Source organism: Kineococcus sp. NPDC059986, assembly GCF_040702905.1.
Taxonomy (GTDB): Bacteria; Actinomycetota; Actinomycetes; order Actinomycetales; family Kineococcaceae; genus Kineococcus.
In genome coordinates this window covers 234,422-260,357 of the sequence record NZ_JBFBND010000001.1, presented here as the reverse complement: position 1 = coordinate 260,357, position 25,936 = coordinate 234,422, and the positions used below count along the sequence as shown (strand labels likewise).

26 protein-coding genes and 1 pseudogene are annotated in these 25,936 nt (G+C 74.4%); 12 read left to right on the top strand and 15 right to left on the bottom strand.

Annotation, left to right across the window (positions count from 1 at the left end):
- Nucleotides 1-73: 73 nt before the first annotated feature.
- Nucleotides 74-1,309, bottom strand: a complete 1,236-nt coding sequence (locus AB0637_RS01185) for a DUF222 domain-containing protein (RefSeq protein WP_366169301.1) — start codon at nt 1,307-1,309, stop codon at nt 74-76.
- Here AB0637_RS01185 and AB0637_RS01180 point away from each other — a divergent pair.
- A complete protein-coding gene (locus tag AB0637_RS01180) occupies nt 1,293-1,598 on the top strand; it encodes a hypothetical protein (RefSeq protein WP_366169300.1) in 306 nt (101 codons plus the stop codon). The genes AB0637_RS01185 and AB0637_RS01180 overlap by 17 nt on opposite strands.
- A 193-nt stretch (nt 1,599-1,791) precedes the next feature.
- On the opposite strand, the pseudogene AB0637_RS01175 reads toward AB0637_RS01180, so the two are convergent.
- Nucleotides 1,792-2,052: pseudogene (locus AB0637_RS01175) on the bottom strand (aldo/keto reductase); the annotation flags it as partial.
- On the opposite strand from AB0637_RS01175, the gene AB0637_RS01170 reads away from it, so the two are divergent.
- Together AB0637_RS01170 and AB0637_RS01165 are read left to right on the top strand one after the other, a co-directional pair.
- Nucleotides 2,051-2,491, top strand: a complete 441-nt coding sequence (locus tag AB0637_RS01170; protein WP_366169478.1) for a hypothetical protein — start codon at nt 2,051-2,053, stop codon at nt 2,489-2,491. The pseudogene AB0637_RS01175 and the gene AB0637_RS01170 overlap by 2 nt on opposite strands.
- Before the next feature lie 111 nt (nt 2,492-2,602).
- Nucleotides 2,603-3,316, top strand: coding sequence for a hypothetical protein (locus AB0637_RS01165; protein WP_366169299.1), 714 nt, complete (start codon nt 2,603-2,605; stop codon nt 3,314-3,316).
- Nucleotides 3,317-3,331: 15 nt separating this feature from the next.
- Here the strand turns inward: AB0637_RS01165 and AB0637_RS01160 are convergent, their stop codons facing one another.
- Nucleotides 3,332-4,615, bottom strand: coding sequence for a DUF445 domain-containing protein (locus tag AB0637_RS01160; RefSeq protein WP_366169298.1), 1,284 nt, complete (start codon nt 4,613-4,615; stop codon nt 3,332-3,334).
- Between the two features lie 55 nt (nt 4,616-4,670).
- Nucleotides 4,671-6,401: an alpha/beta hydrolase gene (locus tag AB0637_RS01155; protein ID WP_366169297.1), complete on the bottom strand. Its 1,731-nt coding sequence runs from the start codon at nt 6,399-6,401 to the stop codon at nt 4,671-4,673.
- Between the two features lie 148 nt (nt 6,402-6,549).
- Between AB0637_RS01155 and AB0637_RS01150 the strand changes: the two genes are divergently transcribed.
- The 3 genes from AB0637_RS01150 to ligA are packed head-to-tail and all read left to right on the top strand — an operon-like array spanning nt 6,550 to nt 10,327.
- Nucleotides 6,550-7,560, top strand: coding sequence for a methionine synthase (locus AB0637_RS01150; RefSeq protein ID WP_366169296.1), 1,011 nt, complete (start codon nt 6,550-6,552; stop codon nt 7,558-7,560).
- Complete coding sequence (locus tag AB0637_RS01145) at nt 7,553-8,095, top strand: GNAT family N-acetyltransferase (protein WP_366169295.1); 543 nt, start codon at nt 7,553-7,555, stop codon at nt 8,093-8,095. Before AB0637_RS01150 ends, AB0637_RS01145 begins: the two co-directional genes overlap by 8 nt.
- A 42-nt stretch (nt 8,096-8,137) precedes the next feature.
- Entirely contained in the window at nt 8,138-10,327 is a 2,190-nt protein-coding gene (gene ligA / locus AB0637_RS01140; protein ID WP_366169294.1) for an NAD-dependent DNA ligase LigA, read from the top strand.
- A gap of 9 nt (nt 10,328-10,336) precedes the next feature.
- Here the strand turns inward: ligA and AB0637_RS01135 are convergent, their stop codons facing one another.
- Nucleotides 10,337-10,909, bottom strand: a complete 573-nt coding sequence (locus AB0637_RS01135) for a hypothetical protein (RefSeq protein ID WP_366169292.1) — start codon at nt 10,907-10,909, stop codon at nt 10,337-10,339.
- A 53-nt stretch (nt 10,910-10,962) separates the two neighbouring features.
- Between AB0637_RS01135 and AB0637_RS01130 the strand changes: the two genes are divergently transcribed.
- From AB0637_RS01130 to gatB, 4 genes are read left to right on the top strand one after another with little or no spacing between them, the layout of a single operon-like run.
- Nucleotides 10,963-11,421 carry an Lrp/AsnC family transcriptional regulator gene (locus AB0637_RS01130; RefSeq protein ID WP_366169291.1) on the top strand — a complete coding sequence of 153 codons (459 nt, stop codon included), beginning with the start codon at nt 10,963-10,965 and terminating at the stop codon, nt 11,419-11,421.
- Nucleotides 11,422-11,432: 11 nt separating this feature from the next.
- Nucleotides 11,433-11,732, top strand: a complete 300-nt coding sequence (gatC, locus tag AB0637_RS01125; RefSeq protein ID WP_366169290.1) for an Asp-tRNA(Asn)/Glu-tRNA(Gln) amidotransferase subunit GatC — start codon at nt 11,433-11,435, stop codon at nt 11,730-11,732.
- Complete coding sequence (gatA, locus tag AB0637_RS01120; protein ID WP_366169289.1) at nt 11,729-13,273, top strand: Asp-tRNA(Asn)/Glu-tRNA(Gln) amidotransferase subunit GatA; 1,545 nt, start codon at nt 11,729-11,731, stop codon at nt 13,271-13,273. The genes gatC and gatA overlap by 4 nt, the downstream gene beginning before the upstream one ends.
- Nucleotides 13,270-14,787, top strand: coding sequence for an Asp-tRNA(Asn)/Glu-tRNA(Gln) amidotransferase subunit GatB (gene gatB / locus AB0637_RS01115; protein WP_366169288.1), 1,518 nt, complete (start codon nt 13,270-13,272; stop codon nt 14,785-14,787). Before gatA ends, gatB begins: the two co-directional genes overlap by 4 nt.
- Here gatB and bla read toward each other — a convergent pair.
- From bla to AB0637_RS01095, 4 genes are read right to left on the bottom strand one after another with little or no spacing between them, the layout of a single operon-like run.
- Nucleotides 14,780-15,685 carry a class A beta-lactamase gene (bla, locus tag AB0637_RS01110; protein WP_366169287.1) on the bottom strand — a complete coding sequence of 302 codons (906 nt, stop codon included), beginning with the start codon at nt 15,683-15,685 and terminating at the stop codon, nt 14,780-14,782. The two genes, gatB and bla, sit on opposite strands and share 8 nt — an antisense overlap.
- Entirely contained in the window at nt 15,682-16,287 is a 606-nt protein-coding gene (locus tag AB0637_RS01105; RefSeq protein ID WP_366169286.1) for a DedA family protein, read from the bottom strand. Before AB0637_RS01105 ends, bla begins: the two co-directional genes overlap by 4 nt.
- A gap of 4 nt (nt 16,288-16,291) precedes the next feature.
- Nucleotides 16,292-17,509, bottom strand: a complete 1,218-nt coding sequence (locus AB0637_RS01100; RefSeq protein ID WP_366169285.1) for an MFS transporter — start codon at nt 17,507-17,509, stop codon at nt 16,292-16,294.
- Nucleotides 17,506-18,096, bottom strand: coding sequence for a helix-turn-helix domain-containing protein (locus AB0637_RS01095; protein WP_366169284.1), 591 nt, complete (start codon nt 18,094-18,096; stop codon nt 17,506-17,508). The genes AB0637_RS01100 and AB0637_RS01095 overlap by 4 nt, the downstream gene beginning before the upstream one ends.
- Nucleotides 18,097-18,187: 91 nt before the next feature.
- Here AB0637_RS01095 and pdxY point away from each other — a divergent pair, with 91 nt between their 5' ends.
- Complete coding sequence (pdxY, locus tag AB0637_RS01090) at nt 18,188-19,039, top strand: pyridoxal kinase PdxY (RefSeq protein ID WP_366169283.1); 852 nt, start codon at nt 18,188-18,190, stop codon at nt 19,037-19,039.
- Here pdxY and AB0637_RS01085 read toward each other — a convergent pair.
- The 3 genes from AB0637_RS01085 to AB0637_RS01075 are packed head-to-tail and all read right to left on the bottom strand — an operon-like array spanning nt 19,017 to nt 21,901.
- Nucleotides 19,017-19,820, bottom strand: coding sequence for a hypothetical protein (locus AB0637_RS01085; protein WP_366169282.1), 804 nt, complete (start codon nt 19,818-19,820; stop codon nt 19,017-19,019). The two genes, pdxY and AB0637_RS01085, sit on opposite strands and share 23 nt — an antisense overlap.
- Nucleotides 19,821-19,880: 60 nt before the next feature.
- Nucleotides 19,881-20,678, bottom strand: coding sequence for a TSUP family transporter (locus AB0637_RS01080; protein ID WP_366169281.1), 798 nt, complete (start codon nt 20,676-20,678; stop codon nt 19,881-19,883).
- A 59-nt stretch (nt 20,679-20,737) separates the two neighbouring features.
- The gene (locus AB0637_RS01075) at nt 20,738-21,901 is read right to left on the bottom strand and encodes a PQQ-dependent sugar dehydrogenase (protein WP_366169280.1); all 1,164 of its coding nucleotides are present in this window, start codon (nt 21,899-21,901) and stop codon (nt 20,738-20,740) included.
- Between the two features lie 37 nt (nt 21,902-21,938).
- Here AB0637_RS01075 and AB0637_RS01070 point away from each other — a divergent pair, with 37 nt between their 5' ends.
- The gene (locus AB0637_RS01070; RefSeq protein ID WP_366169279.1) at nt 21,939-22,886 is read left to right on the top strand and encodes a 2-hydroxyacid dehydrogenase; all 948 of its coding nucleotides are present in this window, start codon (nt 21,939-21,941) and stop codon (nt 22,884-22,886) included.
- Here the strand turns inward: AB0637_RS01070 and AB0637_RS01065 are convergent.
- Genes AB0637_RS01065 through cobA form a run of 3 tightly spaced genes read right to left on the bottom strand, consistent with a single transcriptional unit; the run spans nt 22,796 to nt 25,913 of the window.
- Nucleotides 22,796-23,557 carry a CbiX/SirB N-terminal domain-containing protein gene (locus AB0637_RS01065; RefSeq protein WP_366169278.1) on the bottom strand — a complete coding sequence of 254 codons (762 nt, stop codon included), beginning with the start codon at nt 23,555-23,557 and terminating at the stop codon, nt 22,796-22,798. The two genes, AB0637_RS01070 and AB0637_RS01065, sit on opposite strands and share 91 nt — an antisense overlap.
- Nucleotides 23,557-24,657: a uroporphyrinogen-III synthase gene (locus AB0637_RS01060; RefSeq protein WP_366169277.1), complete on the bottom strand. Its 1,101-nt coding sequence runs from the start codon at nt 24,655-24,657 to the stop codon at nt 23,557-23,559. The genes AB0637_RS01065 and AB0637_RS01060 overlap by 1 nt, the downstream gene beginning before the upstream one ends.
- Nucleotides 24,654-25,913: a uroporphyrinogen-III C-methyltransferase gene (gene cobA / locus AB0637_RS01055; RefSeq protein ID WP_366169276.1), complete on the bottom strand. Its 1,260-nt coding sequence runs from the start codon at nt 25,911-25,913 to the stop codon at nt 24,654-24,656. The genes AB0637_RS01060 and cobA overlap by 4 nt, the downstream gene beginning before the upstream one ends.
- Nucleotides 25,914-25,936 lie beyond the last annotated feature (23 nt).

Genomic DNA, 25,936 nt, shown 5'->3' with positions numbered 1-25,936 from the left:
CTCGTTGAACGTGCGACTTCAGGGGAGTCGCCCGATCGGCGGATGGCGCAGCGTCGGGTCCGGTCCAGCGGTGTCAGTCCGGCGGGGCGTCCTGCAGCAGGGCATGGGCGAGTTCCCGCGTCCTCTCCCGGAGGACGGGGTGGTCGTTGCGCGTCCAGGGCCCCGGGGTCATCAGCGTCCCCAGGTCCCGTTGCATCCTCCGGGCTTCCGGCAACCCGTCCTCGCCGAACCTGGCCTCCAGGCGTCCTGCGTGGAGAGCTCGGTGGTCCCGGCCGCACAACAACACCAGGTTCTCGACGCTCGTCGGACCACCGTCCGCCCAGTGGACGACGTGGTGGAGGTGGCAGGCCCACGCCGGCGCCCCGCAGCCCGGCGCGATGCAGCCACGGTCGCGTTCGGCCACGATCAACCGCTGGTTGTCGGTGGCGTGCCGGTCCAGGGTGTGAAGGGAGCGGGGCCGGCCGAGGCGGTCCATGACGGCGACGGTGACGTCCCCGTCGCAGGAGGCGGCGCGCAGCGTCGCGTCGGCGACGGGGCCGTGGGTGTCGGCGGCGGCAGAACCGGACTCCACGGAGCCGTCGGCGTTGAGGGTGGCGCGCAGGACGACGGTGGCCTTGTGCGCCACGACGGGGTCGGCCTCGCTGGCGGGGTGGTGCGCACCCGTCGTCACCAACTCGACGAGGCCGTCATGCCGGCGCTGCCCGACCGAGCGGGTGTCGCTCTCTCCGCCCAGCCCGCTGCTTGCGTCGGTGTCCCCGGCAGAAGCGTTGGGGATGGGTTTGGCGGCGGCTTCGACGGCGGAGCGGACGACGACGGCGGCGGCCTCGTCCAGGTCGACGGTCATGCGCAGCATGCCGTGGCGGCGGGTGAAGGTGAGGGTGCGGCGGCTGGCGGAGTCCGGTTCGAGGTCGCGGACGTGCCGGTCGACGCGTTCGGGGTCGACGAGGGTGAGGATGTCCTCGATGAGGGCGGCGGCGGTGCCCAAGGGTTGGGTGGCGATGGAGGTCGTGAAGAACCCGTCGAGCACGTCACTGCGGTTGTGGGTGGTCCAGACGATCTCGCCGGTTTCCTGGCGCGCCTTGACTGCGATGGTGCCGCGGCGCAGTGGGGTGGGGATGGACTGCAGGGCGGTGACGGCGCCGTGGACATGCGCGAGGGTGGTGTTCCCGGCCGCGAGTTCCCCACCCATCAGAGCGAGGGATCCGCGGTCCCCGTCGAGGCCGCCGATGCGTCCGTCCCAGGGCACGTGAGGGTCGGTGTGGCGGGCGGCGGTGACGTCCTTGCGGGCCAGGGTGCGGGACAGGTTCACCGGGGAGGTGGCGAGCAGGTCGACGACGGAACTCTCGGGGGGCGTGCTCCAGGGCGCGGCGCAGGAGGTGGAGTTTGGTGGCGTCGAGGCGGTTGCCGAGGGCGTAGAGGCTGCGTGTGAGGTGCTCGACGTCGTCGCGGTCGAGAGTTCCCGTCGGCAGGGTGAGGAGGTCGTCCAGGGCGGCCACGAGACGCGTGAGGGCGTCGGCGGCCCTGTCGCGTGGGGTGTCCTGGACGGTGGGGGTCATGTGTTCAAGTTTAGTCGAACAGGGCCTGTGTCGGAAGGCTGAACAGCTCGTAACTTTGTGCAGGAGAACAGTTCACGGGTAGTCAGTTGCGGACGGAGGGTTGTGGATGACTGTCGCGCAGAGGTCCTCGCGCCTCGACACCTCCCGGCGGAGTCCAGTTCCGCCCTCCCGGTCCGCGACCGGTGAACCAGACAGGTGCCGGTTCCGAGGATCGAAGAAACCGTCGTGGCGAAGGTTTCGTGGCCAGGACGAGGCGGTCGCGCCGGCCCTTGGCGCACCCACCGAGGAGGCGTTCGGATGTCCCGTTGGTCTAGGTGACGGCCGTGTCGACGAAGTTCCCGCCGTTCTCGACCTAGCGGTCGAACACTCGGCGTGCCTCGTCCTCCTCGGCGCCCCACCCCCAGTCGTTGCCGAAGGTCGCGGCGCCCAGGGCGAGGGGCGAGACGCGCAGGCCCGACCGTCCGAGCTGGCGGTAGGTGTCGAGCGTGAAGGTCATGGGGGTCTCCTGGAAGGTGAGGGGTTCTCGTGCGCCGTGCCCGGGTGGGGCCCGCGCCGACGCCCGGCGCAACCGGGAACACCTGATCGCGACGGCCGCGGCGGCCCTGCTGGGGACGCACGCCCCCGCGGACGCCCTGCTGGCCTGGATGGGCCGGTTCGCGCAGTGGGCCGCCGAACGGCAGGGCATCACCGCCGCTCTCGTGGCCATGTTCGCGACGGGTCGCTTCGGCACCGGTCCGGTCTGCGACGAGGTCCAGCAGGTCCTGGAGACACTGCTCGCCGCCGGCGCCGTCGTGGGCGAGCTGCGCGCGGAGGTCGATCCCGTGGACGTCGGTGGGCTCCTGTCCAGTGCCCTGTCCGTCGCCGAGGCCCCGGAGCAGTCCGAGCAGCTCGCGCGCATGCTCACCGTGGTGGTCGACGGGTTGAGACCCCGCTAGCGCCACCGCGTTCGGTCACCCCACGTCGCGCCGCGTGCAGGCGCTCCGCCAGCGGAGGGGGTTCACGCCCGAGTCACCCGTGCTACCGGTGGTGGGCGGAAGACTCGGTCCGTGACCCGGAGGAATTGGCAGCGCGCGGTGGTCGCCGGCGTCGTGACGACGGTGGCGGTGTGCGCGTGGCGCTGGCTGATGACGCCGACCGTCGGCGAGGGGACGTCCCTGCCCTGGACGGTCCTCGGCATCCTCTTGGCCGCTGCCACGGTCCTCACCGACCGAGCCACGCGGCCGTTCACCGGTGTCGTGACGACGGCTGCGGGTGCCGGTGCGGCCCTCCTGCTCACGGACGCCCGGGCCGGGCTGGACCCGGACACCCCTGTCGACGTCCTGTACGTGGCCCTCGCCGCGGGGGCGCTCGCGGCGGCCGGCAGCGGCACCGCGCTCCTGGTGGCGCACGTTCCTCCGACCCGCCGGCGGTGGGCGGGGGTGGTCGTGGCCCTCGGTGCGGCGGCCTGGGTGGCGTGGATGGGCTGGTGGCCCGTCGACGGGAGCGGACCCGAGCACCCGACCGCACTGTCCGTGGCGGCCCTCGGCACGCTCGTGGCGGCCGCCGCGCTGGGCGAGGTCCTCCTCGGACCGTGGCGTGGGGCGGGCGTCGCCCTGGCCCCGGCCGCGCTGCTCGCCGTGCTGCCGTCGGCGGCCTCGGACGCGTTGGGGATGGTGGCCTGGTACGTGCTCACGCTCCTGGCGGCCGCCGTCTGCCTGGCGGTCGTGGGGGTCGTCGCCGCCGTCCGGGCTGCACAGCGGCGGGCGTCCTCGACCTGTTGACCCCAGAGACGGCCTTCAGCTCGCCAGCACCGTGACGGTGTGGATGAACAACCCCACGAGCCCGCCGACGACGGTCCCGTTGATCCGGATGAACTGCAGGTCCCGCCCGACGTGCAGTTCGATGCGGCGAGCGGCGTCGTCGCCGTCCCAGCGGGCCACGGTGTCGGAGATGACGGTCGCGAGCTCCGGGGCGAACCGGCGCACGACGTGCCCGGCCGCGTCGGTGAGGTGGCCCTCGACGCGGGCGGCGAAGGCGGCGTCCTCGACGAGGCGGTGGCCGACGTCGACGAGCGCCTCCTCGCTGCGGACCCGCAACGAACTGTCCGGGTCGCTCAACGCGTCCAGCAGGAAACCCCGCACGCTGGACCACAACCCGGCCACGGTGTCCGCGAGGCCGGGGGAGCTGAGCAGCCGCTGCTGGAACTCGTCCGCCTTGGCGCGCGTGTCGGGGTCGTTCTGCAGGGCGTCGGCGTAGCGCGCCAGCAGGTCGTCGATGGCCTTGCGGCCGGTGTGCCCGCGGTCGTCGACCATCTCGTCGACCCAGCGCTGGGCCTCGGCGTACACGCGCTTCCCGAGGCGGTCGTTGAGCCAGTCCGGCACCCACAGCGGCGCCCGGTCCGTCACGAGCCGGCGCACGAGGGTCTCGTTGCGGCGCAACCAGGTCTGCACCTCGATGAGCGTGAGGTCGACGACGGGGTGGTGGGTCCCGTCGCGCACGACCTCCTCGAGCAACCGACCCAGCGTCGGGCTCCACGACTGCGCGGCCAGGCGCCGCACGAGCACCTGGTCGATGACGGTGGTGACCTCCTCGTCGCGCAGGATCCCCAGCGCGCCGGTGAGGATCGTGGAGGCCTCCTCCACGACGCGCCGCGACCCGCCGCGGTCGGACAGCCAGGACCCGACGCGACGGGGGATGCCCGCGCGCTGGACCTTGTCGCGCACGACGTCCTCGGCGAGGAAGTTCTCGGCGACGAACTGCTCCAGGCTCTTGCCCAGCGCCTCCTTGCGGCGCGGGATGAGCGCGGTGTGCGGGATGGGCAGCCGCAGGGGGTGGCGGAAGATCGCCGTCACCGCGAACCAGTCCGCGACCGCGCCGACCATGGCGGCCTCGGCCGCGGCGTTGACGTAGCCCCACCCACCCGCACGCCCGACCGTCAGCGCGTACACGACGGCGGCCACCACGAGGAGCCCGGTCGCCAGCAGCCGCATGCGGCGCAGCGCGGACCGGCGCTCCTCGTCGGTGACGCCGTCCCCGATCCCCTCACCGAGGGCCAGGGCGGGCGGGCGGGTGGTGCTCACGGGATCGACCTCACCGGGTCATCCTCACCCACCGCCGAACCCGCCGCGCACGCCCTCACGACGCCGCTCCGGAGCGCGCCGCCCGCAGCACCTGCGCGACGACGCTCTCGGCCGGCGACCCCGCGACGGGCGGCAGCCCCACGCCCTCGCAGGTGACGTCCCCGTCGGGGGCGGTGCCCTCGGTGAGGAACCGGCCCACCACGTCGTCCACGCACGGGTTGCCGGAGCCGTAGAGGCCGTGGTCGCCCTCGTCCTCGACCGTCACGAGGACCGAGGAGCCCATCGCGCGGTGCGTCTTCTGCGCGCCCTCGTAGGCCGTGGCCGGGTCGCGGCGGGACTGCACGATGAGCAGCGGCGGCAGGTCGGCCCCGTCGACGGTCGGCAGGACGAGCCCGTCGCGCTCCCAGTAGGCGCAGACCTGCGAGGACTTCGTGTACCCGACGAGCGGGTACCGCTCGCCCTGCTCGTTCCCGTAGGCGTCCCAGAACGCCTGGTCGGTGGTCCAGGGGCTGTCGTTGCACGTGGTCGCCGCGAACGTCGCAGCCATCGACTCCACGGCCGACGGCCGGTCGGCCGCGGGGGCCAGCTGCCGGACGAGGTCGCCCAGCCGGCCGGACAGGGCCGCCGGGGGCTGCGCGCCGGACGTCCCGCGCCACGCCTCGACCACCTGCAGACCGCTGAGGATCCACGCCAGCTGCGGGAACGAGGCCTTGCCGTACATCGACTGCGTCGCGAGGGCGTCGAGGAGGTTGCCGTCCACCACCAGCCCGGGCAGCAGCGGCAGCGGCCGGGCCGCGAGGCCGGCGCGCAGCCGTTCGTACGTCGCACCCACCTCGGCCCCCGTCGCGCCGAGCCCGAACGTCGCGTTCCCCGCCGCCGCCCACGGCGCGAAGTCGACGTCGAACCGGCGCTGGAACGCCATGGGCTGGTAGGAGAACACCTCCTGGTACCCCGCGGTCGCGTCGACGCTGGAGTCGAGCACGAAGCGCCCCACCCGGCCGGGCAGGTGGGTGGCGAACTGCGCACCCAGCCAGGTCCCGCCGGAGTAGCCGACCCAGTCGATCGTCTCCCGGTCCAGGGCGTCGCGGACGAGGTCGATGTCGAAGACCGTCTGCTGGGTGTCCACGACGGGTGCGAGCGGGTCCTGCGCGCAGGCCTGGGCGGCGCGTTCGATGATCTTCGCGGCCTGCGCGAGCGCCTCGGGGGAGCGGTCCCGGGTGTCCGGCGGGGTCTCGCCCACGAACGAGGACCCGCACGTCATCGCCGAACTGGCGCCCGTGCCGCGGACGTCGAGCCCGATGACCTCGGTGTCGGCCAGACCCGGCACGGCCGAACCGAGCGCGGCCAGCGACAACCCGGCACCGCCCGGGCCCCCCGGGTTCGTGACGACCGTGCGTTCCGGTCGCGGCCCCTGCCGCGGTTCGCGGCTGATGGTGACCTGGAGGGGTTCGCCGGCCTCGGGGTCGTTCCAGTCGCGCGGGACGGCGACCCGGGCGCACACCAGCCCGCTGGTCAGACTGGCCAGGAGGCCGACCTGCTCGCGCGAGCACGGCGCCCACGCGAGCTGCTGGTCGCGGTAGCGCTCCGGGGTGCGGGCCGTGAACTCCGCCTCGGCCGCGGCGACCGTCGCAGGCCGGGTGGTCCCGAGCGGGGACGGGGCCGGTGCGGGCGCTGCGGCCGCGGGACCCGCGACCAGCAGCGGTCCGGCCAGGGCCAGCACCCCCACGGCGGCGGTCCCGGCACGCCGGACGGTGCGGTGGCCGGCGGGGCGCGGACTGTGGTGCATGAGGTGTGGCCTTCCCAGGAGTCGGCTGTGAGGACTCCATCCACCCGCACCGGACCGGTCCCCGCCAACGGACCTCGGTCGGCACCCGGGTCCGACCTTCGGGGGATGCCCGCCGGACCACCGGCCCCCCGACGGGTAGCGTTCCGGCGTGCCAGGATCCGCCGCCGCCGTCGGCGCGCTGCCGGGGGAAGACTCCCGGGAAGCCGCCCGCACCGTCTTCGGGGAGCTCGGCGACCCGCCGCACGTGCCCCACCTCCCGCTGCTCCCGGCGCGTGGTCCGGGGGCGGACCCGCTGGGCCGCACCGCCTCCCTGCTCGTGGACCTGCCCGTGGACCGGCAGCCCGCGGGCTGGCGCTTCGTCGACGCCCCCGGCCGCGACGCCGCTCGTGCCGGCGCCTTCCTGCGGGCCGACCTCGACGAGCTCGCCGAGGCCGCGGACGGCTGGACGGGTCCGCTCGCGCTGCCCGTCGTCGGTCCGTGGTCGCTGCTGGCCAGCGTCGAGCTGACCCGCGGGGAGCGGAGCGTCTCCGACCACGGCGCCCGGCGCGACGTCGTCGCCTCCCTCGCCGAAGGACTCTCCCGGCACGTCGCCGACGTCCGGCGGCTCGTGCCCGGGGCACAGGTCGTCGTCCACGTCGAGGAGCCGTCCCTGGCCGCCGTCCTGGCGGGCCGGCTGCCGACCCAGTCGGGCTACGGGACGCTGCGCGCCGTCGACCGCGCCGAGGTCCGCGACGCGCTGCGGGACGTCGTGGCCGCGGTCCGCGACGCCGGGGCCGACACCGTGCTCCGGCTGGACCCCGAGGAGGCCCCCTGGGCGCTCGTCCGCGAGGTGGGACCCGCGGGGGTGGCCCTCGCCGTCCGCGACCTCGGCCCCGCGGGCTGGGAGTCCGTCGCGGCCTGCGTCGAGGACGGGATCCGCCTGTGGGCCGCAGCCCTGCCCGTCCCGGACCGTCCCGGGCTGTCCGTCCCCACGGTCGCCGCGGTCGTCGACGCCGTGCGCCAGCCCTGGCGCCGGATCGGGCTGCCAGCGACGGCGCTCGCCGACGTCGTCCTCCTGCCCGCCACGGGCCTGGCCGAGGCACAGCCCGCGCTGGTGCGCGACCTGCTGACCCGGCTGCGCGCAGCGGCCGCCGCCCTCGAGGAGGCCTCCGGTGACTGACCTGACGTTCCGCGACGCGACCGCCGCCGACGTCCCGGCCGTCGTCGACCTCGTCGAGTCGGCCTACCGGGGCGAGAGCAGCCGGGCGGGCTGGACGACCGAGGCGGACCTCCTGCAGGGACGGCGGACCGACGTCGAGGGCATCGCCGCCGTCGTCGCCGCGCCCGCGTCGTTCCTGCTGCTGGCCCACCGCGACGGCGTCCTCGTCGGGTGCTGCGAACTGCGCCGCCCGGGGCAGGAGCCGGGAGCCGCCGCCTACTTCGGGACGTTCGCCGTGAGCCCGCTCGCGCAGGGCGGTGGCATCGGTCGCGCGCTGCTGACGCGCGCCGACGCCGAGGCCGTCGCCCGGTGGGGGGCCTCGGCACTGGAGATGACGGTCATCGCCCAGCGCGAGGACCTCATCGCCTGGTACGAACGGCTCGGGTTCTGCGCCACGGGGGACCGGCGGCCCTTCCCCTACGGCGACGACCGGTTCGGCCTCCCGCAGCGGGACGACCTGGAGTTCGTCGTCCTGCGCCGTCCCACCGCCTCCTGACGCACGTGGGCGTGTGTCGGACCCCCGCGGCAGGATGTGAGCGTGAGCGCAGAGAGCACGTCCCCCGCCGGTGGGACGACCGGTAGCAGCGTCCCGCCGTCGGCCCGTCACCGTTGGGAGGAGCTGGTGGCCGAGGTCGAGGCCGCCCGCTTCTCCTACTACGTGCGGAACTCCTCCCCGCTCAGCGACGGCCAGTACGACGCGCTGGAACGGGAACTGCGGGCGCTGGAGGACGAGCACCCCGAACTGCGCACTCCCGACTCGCCCACGCAGACCGTCGGCGGGACGTTCTCGACGGAGTTCACGGCTGTCGACCACCCCGAGCGCATGCTCAGCCTCGACAACGCGTTCACGCTCGACGAGTTGTCGGCGTGGGCGGGCCGCGTCGAGAAGGAGGTCGGCGAGGGCGCGCGCTACCTGTGCGAACCGAAGATCGACGGCCTCGCCATCGACCTCGTCTACGAACAGGGCCGGCTCGTCCGGGGTGTGACGCGCGGGGACGGGCGCACGGGGGAGGACGTGACGTTCAACGTCCGCACGATCGCCGACGTCCCGCACCGGCTCACCGGGGACGACGTGCCGGAGTTCCTCGAGGTGCGCGGGGAGGTGTTCTTCCTCCTCGAGGGGTTCGCGGGCATCAACGCCGGCCTCGTCGAGGCGGGGAGACCGCCCTTCGCCAACCCCCGCAACGCGGCGGCGGGGTCGTTGCGGCAGAAGGACCCTCGCGTCACCGCGACCCGACCGCTGCGGATGCTCGTGCACGGCATCGGGGCCCGGCGCGGCATGGAGAACGGCTCGCAGTCCGAGGCGTACGAGAAGCTCGCGGCCTGGGGGCTGCCGACGTCCCCGCGCGTGAAGGTCCTCGACACGCTCCCCGAAGTGGCCGAGTACATCGCGTACTACGGCGAGCACCGGCACGACGTGGAGCACGAGATCGACGGGGTCGTCGTCAAGGTCGACCAGGTGCCGCTGCAGCGCCGGCTGGGCTCGACGTCGCGCGCGCCCCGGTGGGCCATCGCGTTCAAGTACCCGCCCGAGGAGGTGACGACGACGCTCCTGGACGTCCAGGTGAACGTCGGCCGCACCGGTCGGGTCACCCCGTTCGCGGTGCTCGAACCGGTGCTCGTCGCCGGCTCGACCGTGAAGATGGCGACGCTGCACAACGCCGACGAGGTCAGGCGCAAGGGCGTCCTCATCGGCGACACCGTCGTCGTGCGCAAGGCCGGCGACGTCATCCCCGAGGTGCTCGGGCCGGTCGCCGAGTCGCGCACGGGCGAGGAACGCGAGTTCGTCATGCCGACGGAGTGCCCCGAGTGCGGCACGACGCTCGCGCGCCAGCGCGCCGACGACGTCGACATCCGGTGCCCCAACTCCCGCAGTTGCCCCGCCCAGTTGCGCGAACGCGTCTTCCACGTCGCCGGCCGCGGGGCCTTCGACATCGAGGCACTCGGCTACGAGGCGTCGACGGCCCTCCTGCAGGCCGGGGTCATCGAGGACGAGGGCGACCTGTTCACCCTCACGGAGGAGGACCTGGCGAAGGTCCCGCTCTTCACGACGAAGGCCGGTGCCGTCTCGGCCAACGGTCGACGGTTGCTGCAGAACCTCGCCGACCGGCGGGCGCAGCCGCTGTGGCGCGTCCTCGTCGGCCTGTCCATCCGGCACGTCGGCCCGACCGCGGCGCGCGCCCTGGCCGACCGGTTCGGGTCGATGGAGGCGATCGAGGCCGCGAGCGCCGAGGAGATCGCCTCCTCCGAGGGTGTCGGGCCGACGATCGCGGACGCCGTCGTCGAGTGGCTCACCGTCGACTGGCACCGGGAGGTCGTGCGCAAGTGGCGCGAGGCCGGGGTGCGGATGGAGGACGAACGCGACGAGTCCACCCCCCGCACGCTGGAGGGCCTCACGGTCGTCGTCACGGGCTCGCTCACGGGGTACTCCCGCGACGAGGCGAAGGAGGCCATCCTCGCCCGCGGCGGGAAGGCGTCGAGCTCGGTGTCGAAGAAGACCGACTTCGTCGTCGTGGGGGAGGCGGCGGGGTCGAAGGCGGACAAGGCCGAGCAGCTGGGGTTGCGGATCCTCGACGAGGCGGGGTTCACCGCCCTGCTGCAGGGTGGGCCGGACGCCGTCGCGCTGCCCGAGGAGTCCGAGGAGTCCGAGGTGTCCGAGGAGTCCGAGGAGTCCGAGGACGTCCAGGACCCGGCCCGGGGGAGCGCGGAGGACGAGGCGGAGGGCTGACGTCAGCGCCTAGAGCGACCCACCCCTGGCGTCGCGCCGCGCACCGGGAAGGCGCGGCCTCCGCTTCCCCGAGGTGATGAGGTCCACCAGGCCCGGGGTGAAGACGAGGCCCCGTTCCTCCGCGACGGACCGGAACGCCCTGACGGCGGCCTGCTGCTCGCGTGCGCCGAAGAGGGGGAGCGAGGCGACCTGCGCGGGCACGTTGGGTCCGGGGTCGTCGTAGGCCCCGCCCTTGACGCGCAGGACCGGGCCGGACCCGGAGTACGGCCAGGTCGCCGACGACCACGAGACCTCCAGGACCTGCTCCCACGGCCACACCGTCTGCGCCCCACGGCTGCGCACCACGACCGCCTCGTCCATCAGCGTCACGGTGTCGCCGCGGTGGCGCACCATCGTCACGACGAGGGCGCAGGCCGCGATGGCGGCGTAGCCGGCCAGGTAGCCCAGGGGGACCCACTCGCGCCACGCCACGACCGCGGCGACGGCCAGGAGCCCCAGGGTCGTGAGCACCCCCCACCGCGTCCCGGCCGCCCCCAGGACCACCACACCGTCGCGCCCGCCGTCACGCACACCGTCACGCACGGCGTCACTGTGGCACGATCCGTTGCCCGCCGACCCTGGGGAGGAACGCCACCGTGCGCGAGCTGGACGACGTCGACCGCGGGATCCTCGCGGCCCTGGAGTCCGACGGCCGCGCCACCTTCGCCGAGGTGGGCCAGCAGGTCGGCCTGTCCGCGCCGGCGGTCAAGCGCCGGGTCGACCGCCTCGTCGCCGACGGCGTCATCGCGCACTTCACCGCGGTCGTCGACCCCGCCGCGCTGGGCTGGGGCACCGAGGCCTTCGTCGAGGTCCGCTGCCACGGCACCGTCTCGCCCGAGGAGCTGCGCCGGCAGTGGCGGGGCGTGCCCGAGATCGTCGGCGCGTACACCGTGACCGGCCCCGCCGACGCCCTCCTGCACCTGCGCGCCCGCGACGTCAGCCACCTGGAGCGGGCCGTCGAACGCGTCCGGGACGGGGCCTCCATCGCCGCCACGGACTCCGTCATCGTGCTCACTCGGCTGGTGGACCGAGGACACCCCGGACCAGCCGAATAGACTCACCGATCGTGTCCGCCATCTCCCGATCCGAGGTCGAGCACCTCGCGCGCCTGGCGCGCATCGACATGTCCGACGAGGAGCTGGACCGCATGGCGGGTCAGCTCGACGCGGTCCTCGATGCCGTCGCGGCCGTCGCGAAGGTCGCCACCGACGACGTGCCCGCCACCTCGCACCCCGTGCCCCTGACGAACGTGACCCGGCCGGACGTCGTCCGCCCGGGCCTGACCGCGGCCGAGGCGCTCGCCGGCGCCCCGGCGGCCGAGGACGGCCGCTTCCGCGTCCCGATGATCCTGGGGGAGGAGGCGTGAGCGTCAACGAACTCGTCCAGTGGGACGCGACCCGGCTCGCGGACGCCCTGCGCAGCGGGGTCGTCTCCTCCGAGGAGGTCACCCGCGCCCACCTCGACCGCATCGACGCCGTGGACGGCCCCACCTCGGGCCCCAACGCGTCCGGTGTCCACGCCTTCCTCCACGTCGACCACGAGGGCGCCCTCGCCCGGGCCCGGCAGATCGACGCCGACCGCGCCGCCGGCGCCGACCTCGGCCCGCTCGCGGGCATCCCGGTCGGGGTCAAGGACGTCCTGACCACCAAGGGCCTGCCCACCACGGCCGGCTCCCGCATGCTCGAGGGCTGGGTGCCGCCGTACGACGCCACCGTCGTCCGCGAACTGCACGCCGCCGGTCTCGTCGTCCTCGGCAAGACGAACATGGACGAGTTCGCGATGGGCTCGACCACCGAGCACTCCGCCTACGGCGTCACCCGCAACCCGTGGGACCCGACCCGCATCCCGGGCGGTTCCGGCGGCGGGTCCGCCGCGGCGCTCGCGGCCTTCGAGGCCCCGCTGACGATCGGCTCGGACACGGGCGGTTCCATCCGCCAGCCCGCGGCCGTCACCGGCACGGTCGGCGTCAAGCCCACCTACGGCGCCGTCTCGCGCTACGGGCTCATCGCCCTGGCCAGCTCCCTGGACCAGGCCGGGCCGTGCGCCCGGACGGTCATGGACACCGCGCTGCTGCACGCGGTCATCGCGGGCCACGACCCCTACGACTCCACGTCGTTGCCCGATGCCGTCCCGGACGTCGTCGGCGCGGCTCGCCAGGGCGCCACGGGCGACCTCGCGGGGGTCCGCATCGGTGTCGTGCGCGAACTGTCCGGTGAGGGCTACGAGCCGGGCGTCGTCGCCCGCTTCGAGGAGTCGCTGGCGGAGTTCCGCGCCGCCGGCGCCGAGGTCGTCGAGCTGAGCCTGCCGAACATCGTGCACGCGCTCGCGGCGTACTACCTCATCCTGCCGAGCGAGGCGTCGAGCAACCTCGCCAAGTTCGACGGGATGCGGTACGGCCTGCGGGTCGTGCCCGAGGGCGGGAACGTGACGGCCGAGACGGTCATGCGCGCCACCCGCGCGGCCGGTTTCGGCGACGAGGCCAAGCGCCGCATCATCCTCGGCACGTACGCGCTGTCGGCCGGGTACTACGACGCCTACTACGGCAGCGCGCAGAAGGTCCGCACGCTCGTGCAGCGCGACTTCGCGGCGGCCTTCGCCGACGTCGACGTGCTCGTCTCGCCGACGGCGCCGACCGTGGCGTACGAGCTGGGCGAGAAGCTCGACGACCCGCTGGCGATGTACGCCGGAGACGTCGCGACGATCCCGGCGAACCTGGCCGGGCTGCCCGGCATGTCGTTGCCGGCGGGGTTGTCGGACGGGCTGCCCGTGGGGCTGCAGATCCTCGCCCCGCAGCGGGCCGACGACCGGCTGTACCGGGTCGGGGCCGCGCTCGAGGCGCGGTTGGTGGACAAGTGGGGCGGGCCGTTGCTCGCGAAGGTTCCGGCGTGGCAGGGGGTCTCGGCATGAGCGTCGATCTGGTCGACTACGACGAGGCGGTGGCGGAGTTCGACCCCGTCCTCGGCCTCGAGGTGCACGTCGAGCTCAACACGAAGACGAAGATGTTCTCGGGGGCACCCACGGAGTTCGGCGCCGAGCCGAACACGCAGGTGGACCCGACGTCGCTGGGGCTGCCCGGTGCGATGCCGGTGCTCAACGCCAAGGCGCTGGAGTCGGCGATCCGCATCGGGCTGGCGCTGAACTGCTCCATCGCGGAGAACTGCCGGTTCGCCCGGAAGAACTACTTCTACCCGGACATGCCGAAGAACTTCCAGACGTCGCAGTACGACGAGCCGATCGCCTACGAGGGGTACCTCGACGTCGACGTCCCGGCCTCGGAGGACGGCACGAAGCCGGCCTTCACCTACCGGGTGCAGATCGAGCGCGCCCACATGGAGGAGGACACCGGGAAGTCCCTGCACGTCGGGGGTTCCACGGGCCGCATCCACGGCGCCGAGTTCTCCCTCGTGGACTACAACCGCGCCGGCATCCCGCTCATCGAGATCGTCACCAAACCCCTCGAGGGCACCGGTGACCGGGCTCCGGACGTGGCCCGCGCCTACGTCGCCGCCCTGCGCGACCTGCTGCGCGCCCTCGACGTCTCCGACGTCAAGATGGAGCAGGGTTCCTTGCGCTGCGACGTGAACCTCTCGCTGCGTCCCTCGCCGGAGTCGAAGCTCGGCACCCGCTCGGAGACCAAGAACGTCAACTCGTTGCGCTCGGTCGAACGGGCCGTCCGGTACGAGGTCTCCCGGCACGCGGCCGTCCTGCGGTCGGGCGCCAAGGTCGTGCAGGAGACGCGGCACTGGCACGAGGACACCGGGCTGACGACGTCGGGCCGGGAGAAGTCCGACGCCGAGGACTACCGGTACTTCCCCGAACCCGATCTCGTGCCCATCGTCCCGGACCGGGCGTGGGTCGAGGAGCTGCGCGACTCCCTGCCGGAACCGCCGGCCCTGCGCCGCAAGCGGCTGCACGCCGAGTGGGGGTTCTCCGACCTGGAGTTCCGCGACCTCGTCAACGCCGGTGCGCTCGACGTCGTCGAGGCCACCGTGGCGGCGGGCGCCTCGCCCGCCGCGGCGCGCAAGTGGTGGTCCGGGGAACTGGCCCGCCGCGCCAACGCCGACGGGGTCGAACTCACCGCCCTGAGGGTCACCCCCGCGGACGTGGCCGAACTGGCCCAGCTCGTCGAGGACGGAAAGCTCACCGACCGCCTCGCCCGAGAGGCCCTCGAAGGCGTCCTGGCCGGGGAGGGGTCGGTGGCCCAGGTCGTCGACCGTCGCGGGCTCATCGTCGTCCAGGACGACGGGGCGCTCAACGCCGCGGTGGACAAGGTCATCGCCGCCAACCCCGACGTCGTGGAGAAGATCCGCGGCGGCAAGGCGCAGGCGGCCGGTGCCCTCATCGGTCAGGTCATGAAGGAGATGCGGGGCAAGGCGGACGCCGCGCGCATCCGCGAGCTCATCACCGAACGCGTCAGCTGAGCGCGTCGACGACGAGTCCGGTCGCCCGCGCCACGAGCGCGGGGTCGGACTCGTCGTCGAGGCCCGGCCGGTCGGAGAAGACCACGACGACCCACGGGGCCCGGCCACCGGACGGCCACACCACGCCGACGTCGTCCTGGTTGCCGTAGCGGCCCGCGTGGCCGGTCTTGTCGCCCACGACCCACCCCGCGGGAACCCCCGCCCGGATCTGCTCCGCCCCCGTCGTGCCCCCTCTGAGCCACCCGGTGAAGACGTCCCGGTCGTCCGCGTCGAGCGCGTCCCCCACGGCGTAGGCGCGCAGGTCTGCGGCGAACGCGCGCGGGGAACTCGTGTCGTCGACCTCCCCGGGGTTCCACCGGTTCAGCCCGGGTTCGGTGCGTGCTGACTCCGTCACGGTGTCGCCGAGCGCCCGCAGGCGCGCCTCGAAACCCTCCGGGCCGCCGAGCTGGTCGAACAGCAGGTTGCCCGCGGTGTTGTCGCTCACGGTCACCGCCGCCTCGGCGACCTCGCCGAGCGTCATGGTGCCGCCGACGTGCCGCTCGGTGAGGGGGGAGTAGTCCACGAGGTCGGTGATCCGGACCGGCGTGGCGAGGTCGGCGCCGGAGTCGAGGACCGCCGCGGCCGCGAGCGCCTTGTACGTGGAGGCGTACGCGAACCGCTCGTCGGCGCGGTGCGCGACGGTGCGGCCGCTTCCGGTGTCGACCGCGTACACGCCGAGGCGGGCACCGAACTCCTGCTCCAGGGCCGAGAACCCCGGGTCGGGGACCACAGCCGGACTCGACGCCGGACTCGGCGCCCGGCTCGTCACCGGTGTCGTGGGGGACGGGGCGGTCGGAGCGCCGGAGCACCCGCCCAGGAGCACCGCGAACGCCGGCAGGACGGCGAGCCGTGCCCTCACCGTGCTGTCCGGCGGCGGACGACGCGGTTGAGGACGAGGTCGACGAGGAACCCCAGCGCCAGCGCGATGAGGATGCCGAGGGCCGCCCCGGCCAGCGGCGTCGACTCGATCCAGTGCCCGGCGAGGGAGCCGATGGCGACCGAGTACGCGGCCCACGTCAGCGCCGCCAGCGCGCTCAACCCGACGAACCGGGCGCGCGGGAACTGGACGGCCCCGGCGGTGAGGTTCACGGCGATGCGGCCGATCGGCACGTACCGCGCCGCGAGGATCGCGAACGCCCCCCGCTTGTCGAGTTCGGCGGCGGCCCGGGTGAAGGCCTTCTCCAAACGGGGGTGTCCCGCGACCCAGCGGCGCAGCGGGGAGTGCCGGCCCATCGTGTACGTGAGGTTGTCGCCGAGGAACGCACCGACGACCGCGCACGCGAACAGCGCCCACCGGTTCGGGTGCCCTGTGTCCGCGGCGATGGCCGACAGGCCGATGACGACGGACTCGCTCGGCAACGGGGGGACGAAGGCGTCGAGGGCGGCGAGGCTGAGCACCGCGGCCAGCACCCACGGTGATCCCGCGTGCTCGGTGACGAGCGCGTTGAGCTGGTCGAACACCCGCTCACCCTGCCACGTCCGCCGCCTGCCGGGCGGGGCGGTCCAGGTCCTTCCAGGACCGGCCCACGAACGGCGCGATCGTCACGAGGAGGTAGGCGGCGCCCACGGTCCACAGCACCGGGACGACACCCAGCCGGTCCGCGCCCCACCCTGCGAGCAGCGACCCCGCCGGCATCCCCGCCCACGCACCCGCGGCGACGAGACCGGCGACGCGGGCGCGCATCCGCGGGGCCACCCGTTCGAGCTGCACCGCGCCCAGGACGGGGTTGATGGCCCCCGCCGCGAGGCCGCAGGCGAGGACGACGACGAGGGTGAGCTCGAGGGAGGGACCCGTCGCCAGGAGCAGGAAGCGGGGGGACCCGGCGAGCAGGAAGGAGAACGCGAACACGCGGCGACGGGACCACCGCCCCGTGAGGCGGTGCGCCTGCAGGGCACCGACCGCGGCACCGACCCCGAACACCGCGCTGACCCAGCCGAACGCGGCCGGGTGGTGCCAGGTGTCGCGGGCGACGAGCGGCAACAGGACGGTCAGGGCCGTGTCGAAGGCGTTGGTGGCCAGGACCAGGAGGACGACGGCGCGCAGGAGACCGTCGCGGCGGACGACCGCCAGGCCCTCGCGCAGCCGGCGGAGGTAGGCGCCCTCGGGTCGTGCCGCGGCCGACGCGTGCGGCACCGCGAGCAGGACGAGGGTGGCGCTGAGGGCGAACGTCACGGCGTCCAACCACAGGACGGGCAACGCCCCGAGCCAGCCGACGAGCGCGGCCGTCGCGGCGACCCCCACGAGCTGGGCGAGGCGTTCGGCGCCGTTGAGCGATCCGGTCGCGCGGACCAGGGGAACCCCCTGCGCCGCGGCCAGTTCCGGGAGCATCGCGTGCCGGGCGGCCTGCCCCGGCGCGTCGAGCAGCCCCGTGGCGACGAGCAGCAGGACGAGCCCCCAGAACGGCAGACCGACCGTGCCGGCCAGCAGGGGGACCGCGGCGATCGTCACCGCCCCGACGACGTCGCTCGCGACGCTGGTGCGCCGGTAGCCGACGCGGTCGACGATCGTGCCGCCGAACAACCCGCCGACGACGACGGGCACGACCGCTGCGGCGGAGGCGATCCCGAGCTGGACCCCGCTGCCGCCCGTGGCGAGCACGTGCAGCGGGACGGCCACCTGCGTGGCGGCATTGCCCGCGGCGCTCGTGGTGTGCGCGACGACCAGGGCCCGGAGCGGTCTCACGGCCGGGGGAAGAGGGCGTACAGCGCGAGCACGGGACGCGTCCCCTCCCGGTCGCGGTCGGACCGGCCGAGCCAGCGCTGCCACACGTCGCGGACCTCGCGGGCCATCTGCGCCAGTTCGTCGGCCGTGAGGTCGAGGGAGAGGTCGCCGGAGTCGGAGGCCTGCGCCCAGTCCGGGGTGAGGTCGTGCTCGGCGTCGAGGTAGGCCTCGTGGGCGTCGGCGAGGCCGCGCACGAAGCTCTTGCGCAGCGCGGTCGAGGCTGCCGACCGTTCCGGGTCGCTGGTGTCCACGGGGGAGGGGGTGCGGGTGAAGACGTGGACGGAACGCCACCACCGCTGCCGGCGGTCGGGTGCGTGCTCGGGGGCCTCCGCGACGAGTCCGACCTCGGCCAGCCGCGACAAGTGGTAGCTCACCGATCCGGGGGCCTCGTCGACGGCCCGGCTGAGCGTTCCGACGCTGCACGGCCCGTGGACGCGCAGTTCCCCGAGCAGGCGCAGCCGCGTCGGGTGCGCGAGGACCCGCATGGTCGCGGGGTCGGTGAGCTCGACGGTGGGACGGGCGGCGGGATGGTCGGCGGGGAGGTCCACGACGCCACCGTAGAACCACAAGACTTCTTCCACAAGACTTCTTGTGGAAGTCGGACGGCCCCACCGGCCCCGGACGCGTATCGTCCGGCGCGTGAAGGTGCTCTCCATCCAGTCCGCCGTCGCGTACGGCCACGTCGGCAATTCCGCGGCCGTCTTCCCGCTGCAGCGCATCGGGGTCGAGGTCATCCCCGTCCACACCGTGAACTTCTCCAACCACACGGGGTACGGCGCGTGGCGGGGACCGCTCATCGACCCCTCCGACGTCGCCGCCGTCCTCACGGGTGTGGAGGAGCGGGGCGTCTTCCCACAGGTCGACGTCGTCCTCTCCGGGTACCAGGGCGGGGTCGGGATCGGTGACGTCATCGTGGACGCCGTCCGCCGCGTCAAGGCCGCGAACCCGTCCGCGGTGTACGCCTGCGACCCCGTGATGGGCAACGCGAAGTCCGGCTGCTTCGTCGCCCCCGAGATCCCCGACCTGCTGCGCGACCGCGTCGTGCCGGTCGCCGACATCATCACGCCGAACCAGTTCGAGCTCGGCTACCTCACCGGCACCGAACCGACGACGCTGGAGTCGACGCTTGCTTCGGTCGACGCCGCCCGCGCCCTGGGCCCCTCCACCGTCCTGGTCACGAGCGTGGAGCGTCCCGACCGCGAGCAGGGCACCGTCGAGGTGCTCGTCGCCGACGACGCCGGCGCGTGGATCGTGCGCACGCCCATGCTGCCGTTCAAGGCGAACGGTTCCGGTGACGTGACGGCGGCCCTCTTCACGGCCCACTACCGCAGCACCGGTGATGCGAAGGCCGCCCTGGAACGCACCGTCTCCAGCGTCTTCGACCTCATCGAGACGACCTACCGCTCCGGGGAGCGCGAACTCAAGCTCGTGGAGTCGCAGGAGGCCTTCGCGAACCCGCGGCTGCAGTTCACCGCCGAACGCGTGCGCTGAGCAGGGAACCGCCGAGCCCCACGGCCGCGGCGACCACCAGCGGTGGGACGACGAGCGCGGTGGACGTGACCCGCAGGCGGAACACGTCCACCGCCGTCCCGACGAGGTCCGCGGGGAAGCGCAGCAACGTCCAGTTCCCCACCGAGCCGTCGAGCACGGTCTGCGCCGTCGGCACGAGCCACACGAGGGCGAGCGCCGCCACGGCGCCGGTGACCTGAGCCGCCGAACGCAGTCCGCCCCAGGCGATGACGACGCCCACGAGCAGCGCGGACCACCACCAGTGGTCCGACCGCACGGGCAGGAACAGTGCGCCCAGTGCGAAACCCGGGACTGCGACCGACCGCGGGCGTGCCGCCGTGAGGGCCAGGACGACGGTCCCGGCCACGAGGGCGCCGAGCAGCAGCGCGACCAGCGCCGCGAGGTAGACGGTGGAGGCGGTTCGCTGCGGCAGTCCGCCGCTCACGGTGACCAGCGACTGGACCGCCGCGATCCCCTGGACCAGCAGCATCCCCGCGGCGGTGGCGGGGACCGCGCGGCCGGACCACCGGCCCCGCTGCAGCCGCAGCGCGAGTCCGGCCAGGGCTCCCGCCGTCACGTGCAGGGCGATGACCTCCGCGACGTGTTCCTGGCTCAGCGGGAGCAGCGCGAGCGGCGGCGAGCCCTGGTCGCCGCTCCACAGCTGCTGGTGGGGCAGGTGCGCGCCGGTGACGAGCCAGGGCAGGAGGCCCACGACGGCCGCGAGGGCGCCGGTGGCGGCGCGGACGGGGGTGGGGTTGCGCACACGTCCACCGTAGGGGGCGGTGATCACGGCGGCGGGTGGATCGTCGTGCCCCCTCGCCCCTCAGTGGAACAGCGGCGACAGGTTCTCCACCCACACGTCGTGCCCCACCTTGACGATGAGCGCGGCGACGACGACGAGGAACACCGTGCGGATGAACCGCGTCCCCTGCGAGATCGCCATCCGGGACCCCAGGTAGCTGCCGCTGGTGTTGGCGATCCCGAGAAGGAGCCCCAGTCCCCACAGGACAGCCCCGTGCGGGGCGAAGTACAGCAGTGCCCCGAGGTTCGTCGAGAAGTTCACGATCTTCGCCTTCGCGCTGGCCTGCACGAAGTCGTACCCCAGCAGGCTCACCATGGCGATGACGAGGAACGTCCCGGTGCCCGGCCCGAGCACCCCGTCGTACACGCCGATCGCGAGTCCGACGGCGATCGCCGCGCGGTAGTGGGCGTGACCGGAGAAGCGCAGCGACGTGGAGGCGCCGAGAGCGGGCCGCAGCACGGTGATGGTCGCGACGGTGACGAGCGCGACGACGATGACGGGTTTGAAGACCGCGACGGGCAGGGCTGCGGCGATCGACGCGCCGCCGAAACTGCCGACCAGAGCCACCGCGGCCATCGGCAGGGCCGTCCGGAGGTCGGGTCTGGCCCTGCGGTAGTAGGTCAGTGCGCTGGTGCTCGTGCCGAAGATCGACCCGAGCTTGTTCGTGGCCAGGGCCTGCACCGGGCTGAGTCCGGGCACGAGCAGGAGGGCGGGGAGCTGCAGCAGACCACCGCCGCCCACGACGGCGTCGATCCACCCCGCGGCGAACGCCGCCAGCAGCAGGAGCAGGAGGACGGGAACCGTCAGGTCGGCAGGCACGGTCCCATCCTGCCGTCCGGTCTCCTCAGGACGACGAGGGCCTCAGGACCACGAAGAGTTCAGGACGACAACGGCACGGACACCAGCCGGTCATCGCCCGGGCGTGGTTCCCCGCGGAACGTGTTCGACGTGAGGACCCACAACGACCCGTCCGGTCCCACCTCGACCGTGCGCAACCGGCCGAGGGTTCCCTGCAGGTAGGCGTCGGGGGTTCCGGTCGGGCCGTCGGGGTTCAGCGGAACCCGCCACAACCGCTCACCCCGCAGCGCCGCGACGTACACCGCGTCCGGGGTCACGACGAGACCCGACGGCGAGGCGTCGTCGGTGCGCCACGTCTGCACGGGTGCGACGAACCGCCCGCCGCCGTCCCCGGGACCCTCGACCTCGGGCCAGCCGTAGTTCCCGCCCGGCCGGATGACGTTCAGCTCGTCCCACTCGTCCTGACCGAACTCCGCGGCGATGAGCCGGCCGGTGGAGTCCCAGCCGAGCCCCTGCGGGTTCCGGTGCCCGAGCGACCACACCGGCGATCCCGCGGTCGGGTTGTCCGGCGGGACGGTCCCGTCGGGGTTGAGCCGCAGGATCTTCCCGCCCAGCGACGCCGGGTCCTGCGCGGCGGGACGGTTCTGGGCGTCGCCCGTCCCGACGTAGAGCTTGCCGTCGGGACCGAACGCGATGCGCCCGCCGTTGTGCGTCGAGTTCTTGGGGATCCCCGTCAGCACGGGGGTCGCCTCACCGAGGCGGTCCTGCGCCAGCGTGTACCGGACGACGCGGTTGTCGTCGCGTGCGGTCTGGTAGAGGAACACGTGCTGGTCGGTCGTGAACTCCGGGGACAACGCGATCCCCAGCAGACCGCCTTCACCACCGGGCACGACATCGGGGACGCGCCCGTCCGACCCGTCGGCCCCCAGGACGCTCGAGATTCCCGGTCCGACGCGCACGACCCGGGCCTCGTCGCGCAACGTCACGAGGGCCGTCCCGTCGGGCAGGACGGCCAGGCCCCAGGGCACGTCGAGCCCGGTCGCGACGTCGACGGGTTCACCCGGCAGCCCGACCGCGGCAGCGACGACGGCCGACGGGTCGACCGGTGCGGACGGCGACGTCGAGGGCGCGGGCTGCGCGGCGGTCGGGGTCGGGGTGGCCGGCGACTGCGTCGTGTCCGAGCACCCGAGCAGGAGGGTCCCGACGAGGGCCGCCGGGGCGAGGGCCGTGCGTCTGCGGGTCACCGGTCCATCCTCACCCGGATGCGGCTAGCGTGCCCGCGTGACCGAGCACGTCGTGGTGAGCGTCCCCGCCGACTCCTGGGCCCGGGCCCTCGGCCCCCTCGACGGCGCCGACGTCGTCGTCTGGGACGGCAGCGCCCCCGCCCCCGACCCCGCCCCCACCCTCGTGGTGCCGCCGTACGTGGCGACCCCGGACCTCTCGGCGCTGCCGTCGGCGACCCGCGCCGTGCAGCTGCTGACCATCGGTTACGACGGCGTCCCGGAGCAGCTGCCCCGCGACGTGCTGCTGTGCAACGCGACCGGCGTCCACGAGACCTCGACGGCCGAGCTCGCCGTGGGCCTGGCGGTCCTGTCGCTGCGCGGTCTGGACGGCGACGTCCGGGCCATGGCCACGGGGGAGTGGAAACCCTCGCGGCGGACGTCCCTGGCGGACCGGAACGTCCTCGTCCTCGGCTGGGGCGGCGTGGGTCGTGCGGTCGCTGACCGGCTCGCCCCGTTCGAGTGCTCGGTGACGGCCGTCGGCACCCGCGCCCGGGTGCAGGACGGGGTGCCGGTGCACGCCGTGGAGGAACTGCCCGACCTGCTGCCCGCGCACGACGTCGTCGTGCTCGCCTGCCCGCTGACGGACCGCACGCGCGGCCTCGTCGGCCGCGAGTTCCTCGCCGCACTGCCCGACGGGGCCCTCGTCGTCAACGTGGCCCGTGGACCCGTCGTGGACACCGCGGCGCTCGTGGCGGAACTCCGTGCGGGGCGCCTGTGCGCAGCCCTCGACGTCACCGACCCCGAACCCCTGCCCGCCGACCACGAGCTCTGGTCGCTGCCGGGCGTCGTGGTCACCCCGCACGTCGGGGGGAACTCCACGGCCTTCCGGCCGCGGATGGTCGCGCTGCTGCGCGATCAGGTGGCGCGGCTCGTCGCGGGCGAGGAGTTGCGGAACGTGGTGTCCGCCGGCGGCGTCGGGAACGACTCCGCGACCGCGGCGTCGTAGCGCGCCAGCAGCAGGTCGACGAGACCGGGGTGCACCCCGAGGGGTTCGGTGACGAGGTCGGCCCCCACGGAGGCCAGCCGGGCCGAGAACACCCCGGGGGCCAGCAGGTAGCTCACGACGGCCACCGGTCCCGGTCGCGCGGCCCGGGCGGCGGCCACGGCGTCGGCGACGGTGGGTTCCTGCGCGGACAGGAACCCCGACGTCACGGGCCGTCCGAGCCGGTCGGCCAGCAGCGCGACCGTCGTCTCCACGTCGGCCTGGGCGCGGGCGTCCGAGGACCCGGCGGCCGCCAGGACGACGGCTCCGTCCCACGGGCCGAGGCGTTCGAGGAGGATGTCGACGACCTCCGGCCCCGGTCCGAGGGCCGGCGCCGCCACCGCCCGGCCGTGACCGGCCCGCAGCGCCTCGGCGATGTCGACGCGCACGTGGTAGCCGCTGGAGAGCAGCAGGGGGACGACGACGGCGTCCCGCCCGCGGCACACGCGCTCGACGGTCTCGTCGAGGAAGGGGCCGTGGACGTCGACCTGCGCCCCCTCCACGAGGAGCCCCGGGCGGGCGGTGCGGACCGCGGCGCGCAAGGCGTCGACGACCTGCTGCCCCGTCGTGGAACGGGTGCCGTGCGAGCACGCGATGAGCACCGGGCTGGACGCGGGGTCCAACAGGGGGTCCATCAGGGGGTCACCTCCAGGCGGTAGCCGCGCTTGACGACGGTCCGGACGAGCGCGGGTTCGGGCAGGGCGGCGCGCAGCCGCCCGACGGTCACCTCGACGGCGTGCACGTCGGCCGCCCCCGGCAGGCACGGCAGCAGGTCCTCGCGGCTCAGCACGGCCCCGCCGGCCTCGACGAGCCGGCGCAGCAGCGCCCGGGGACCGGGGGTGAGGTCCAGCAGGACGCCGTCGAGCACCGCGGTCTGCGCCCGCAGCACCAGCCGGCCGTGCGCCGTCGCCACGTCGGCGAGCGGGTGCTCGGCGAGGTGCGCGGTGAGCGTCCGCAGCAGCGCCCCCAGCCGCCAGCGGTCGGGGATGAGGGGTTCGATCCCCACGGCCCGCAACGGTTCGGCGGTGACGTCGCCGACGGCGCACGCGACGACGCCGTCGGCGAAGGCGGCGACGAGCTCGTCGTGCCGGCCGCGACGGTCGGCGACCTCGAGCAGGGCCACCGCGCCGGGTGCGCTGGTGAACGTCACGGCGTCCAGGGCGCGCTCGGCGACGAGGTCCACGAGCCGGTCCACGGCCTCGGGGCAGGCCGGGGGCCGCCAGCGGTACACCGACACGCCGCGCACCCGGGCGCCGGCCGCGACGAGCGGGGCCAGCACCTGGTCCTCGTCGGCGGCACCGTGCAGCTGCACGACGATCGAGCGGCCCTGGACACCCTCGGCGAGGAGACGTTCGACGGCCTCCGCGGTCTGCTCCGAGGCGGCGGACCACGCCTCGCGCAGCCCGTTGGCCCGGATGACCCCCGTCGCCTTGGGGCCGCGGGCCACCACCCGGGCGCGGCCCATCGTCTCCAGGAGGGGACCGGCGAGCCCGGCCGCGTCGGCGGCCTCCACCCACCCGCGCAACCCGATGCCCGTCGTCACGAGGACGACGTCCGGTGGATCGGCGACGACGTCGCGCGTGTCGGCCAGGAGCTGCTCGTCCTCCTCGAGCGGAACGATGCGCATGGTGGGCGCGTGCAGGACGCGGGCGCCCTTGCGTTCGAAGGTGGCGATCATGTCGCCGGAGCGGCGGTCGCTGGTGACGCCGATGGTCACGCCCAGGAGTTCCGTCACGAGTGCGGACGGTAGGCGACCTGAGTCGCGCCCGTCACCTCTTCCGGCAGGTCCGCGAGTCCCTCGACACCTGCGACGGCCCCGACGACGATGACCGCGGGGTTGCGCACGCCCGCCTCGGCCGCGCGCACCGCGATGTCGGCCAGGGTTCCCCGGGTCGTCCGCTGCCCTGCGCGCCAACCGTTCTCGACGACCGCGACCGGTGTGGTGGCCGCCTTGCCGGCCGCGAGGAGAACGGCCGCGATGCGGGGCAGCATCGTCACACCCATGAGGAACACCAGGGTTCCGTCGAGGGCGGCCAGCGCCGCCGCGTCGACGTCCTCGTGGCCGCTCACGACGGTCACGGAACGTGACAGGCCGCGGTGGGTCACCGGGACGCCCGCCGCGGCGGGCACCGCGAACGCGCTCGTCACGCCGGGGACGACCTCGACGTCCACCCCGGCGGCGCGGCAGGCCAGGACCTCCTCGCCCCCGCGGCCGAGGACGTACGGGTCACCGCCCTTGAGGCGCACCACGTGCCGGCCCGCGAGCGCGTGCTCGACGAGGATCCGGTTGATCTCCTCCTGCGGGACGGGGTGGTGGTCGGGCGTCTTGCCCACGTCGACGACGACGACGTCCGGGTCGAGTTCGGCCAGCACGGACGTGGGGGCGAGCCGGTCGACGACGACGACGTCGGCCTCGGCGAGCCGGCGCCGGCCGCGCAACGTCAGCAGGTCCACCTCGCCCGGGCCGCCCCCGACGAGCGTCACACGGCCCCGACCCGCCCGGTGCCGGCGCAGCGGGGCCGCCCCGGAGTCCAGCCACCGCGAGAGGGCCTCGCGCAGGGACGTGGCCCGCCGGGGGTCGCCGCCGGCGGTCGCCGACACGGTGACCGTGGCGTCCCCGACGTCACGGCGCACCACCACGGGGGTCCAGGCGCTGGAGGCGGCCGCGTCCCCGGCGCTGACGCACCACACGTGCAGGGCCTGCGCGGCCGCGGCGAGGGCCGCGTCCACCACGGCGTCGCCGGTCGCGGTGTGCACGAGCCAGACGTCGGCGACGTCGGCCGGGTCGACCTCGCGGGCCTCCCAGGTGAGGTGGGGCAGGAGGTCGCGCAGGTCCTCGCACAGGGCCGGGGCGACGACGAGGACGTCGGCGCCCGCCTCGAGGAGGTCCCGGGCGCGCCGGGCCGCGACCGGCCCGCCGCCGGCGACGAGGACACGGCGGCCCCGCAGGTCGAGGTGCAGCGGGTAGTGCACCGGAGCCCCCTCCCTCACGTCAGCCGGACCCTGCTCAGTGG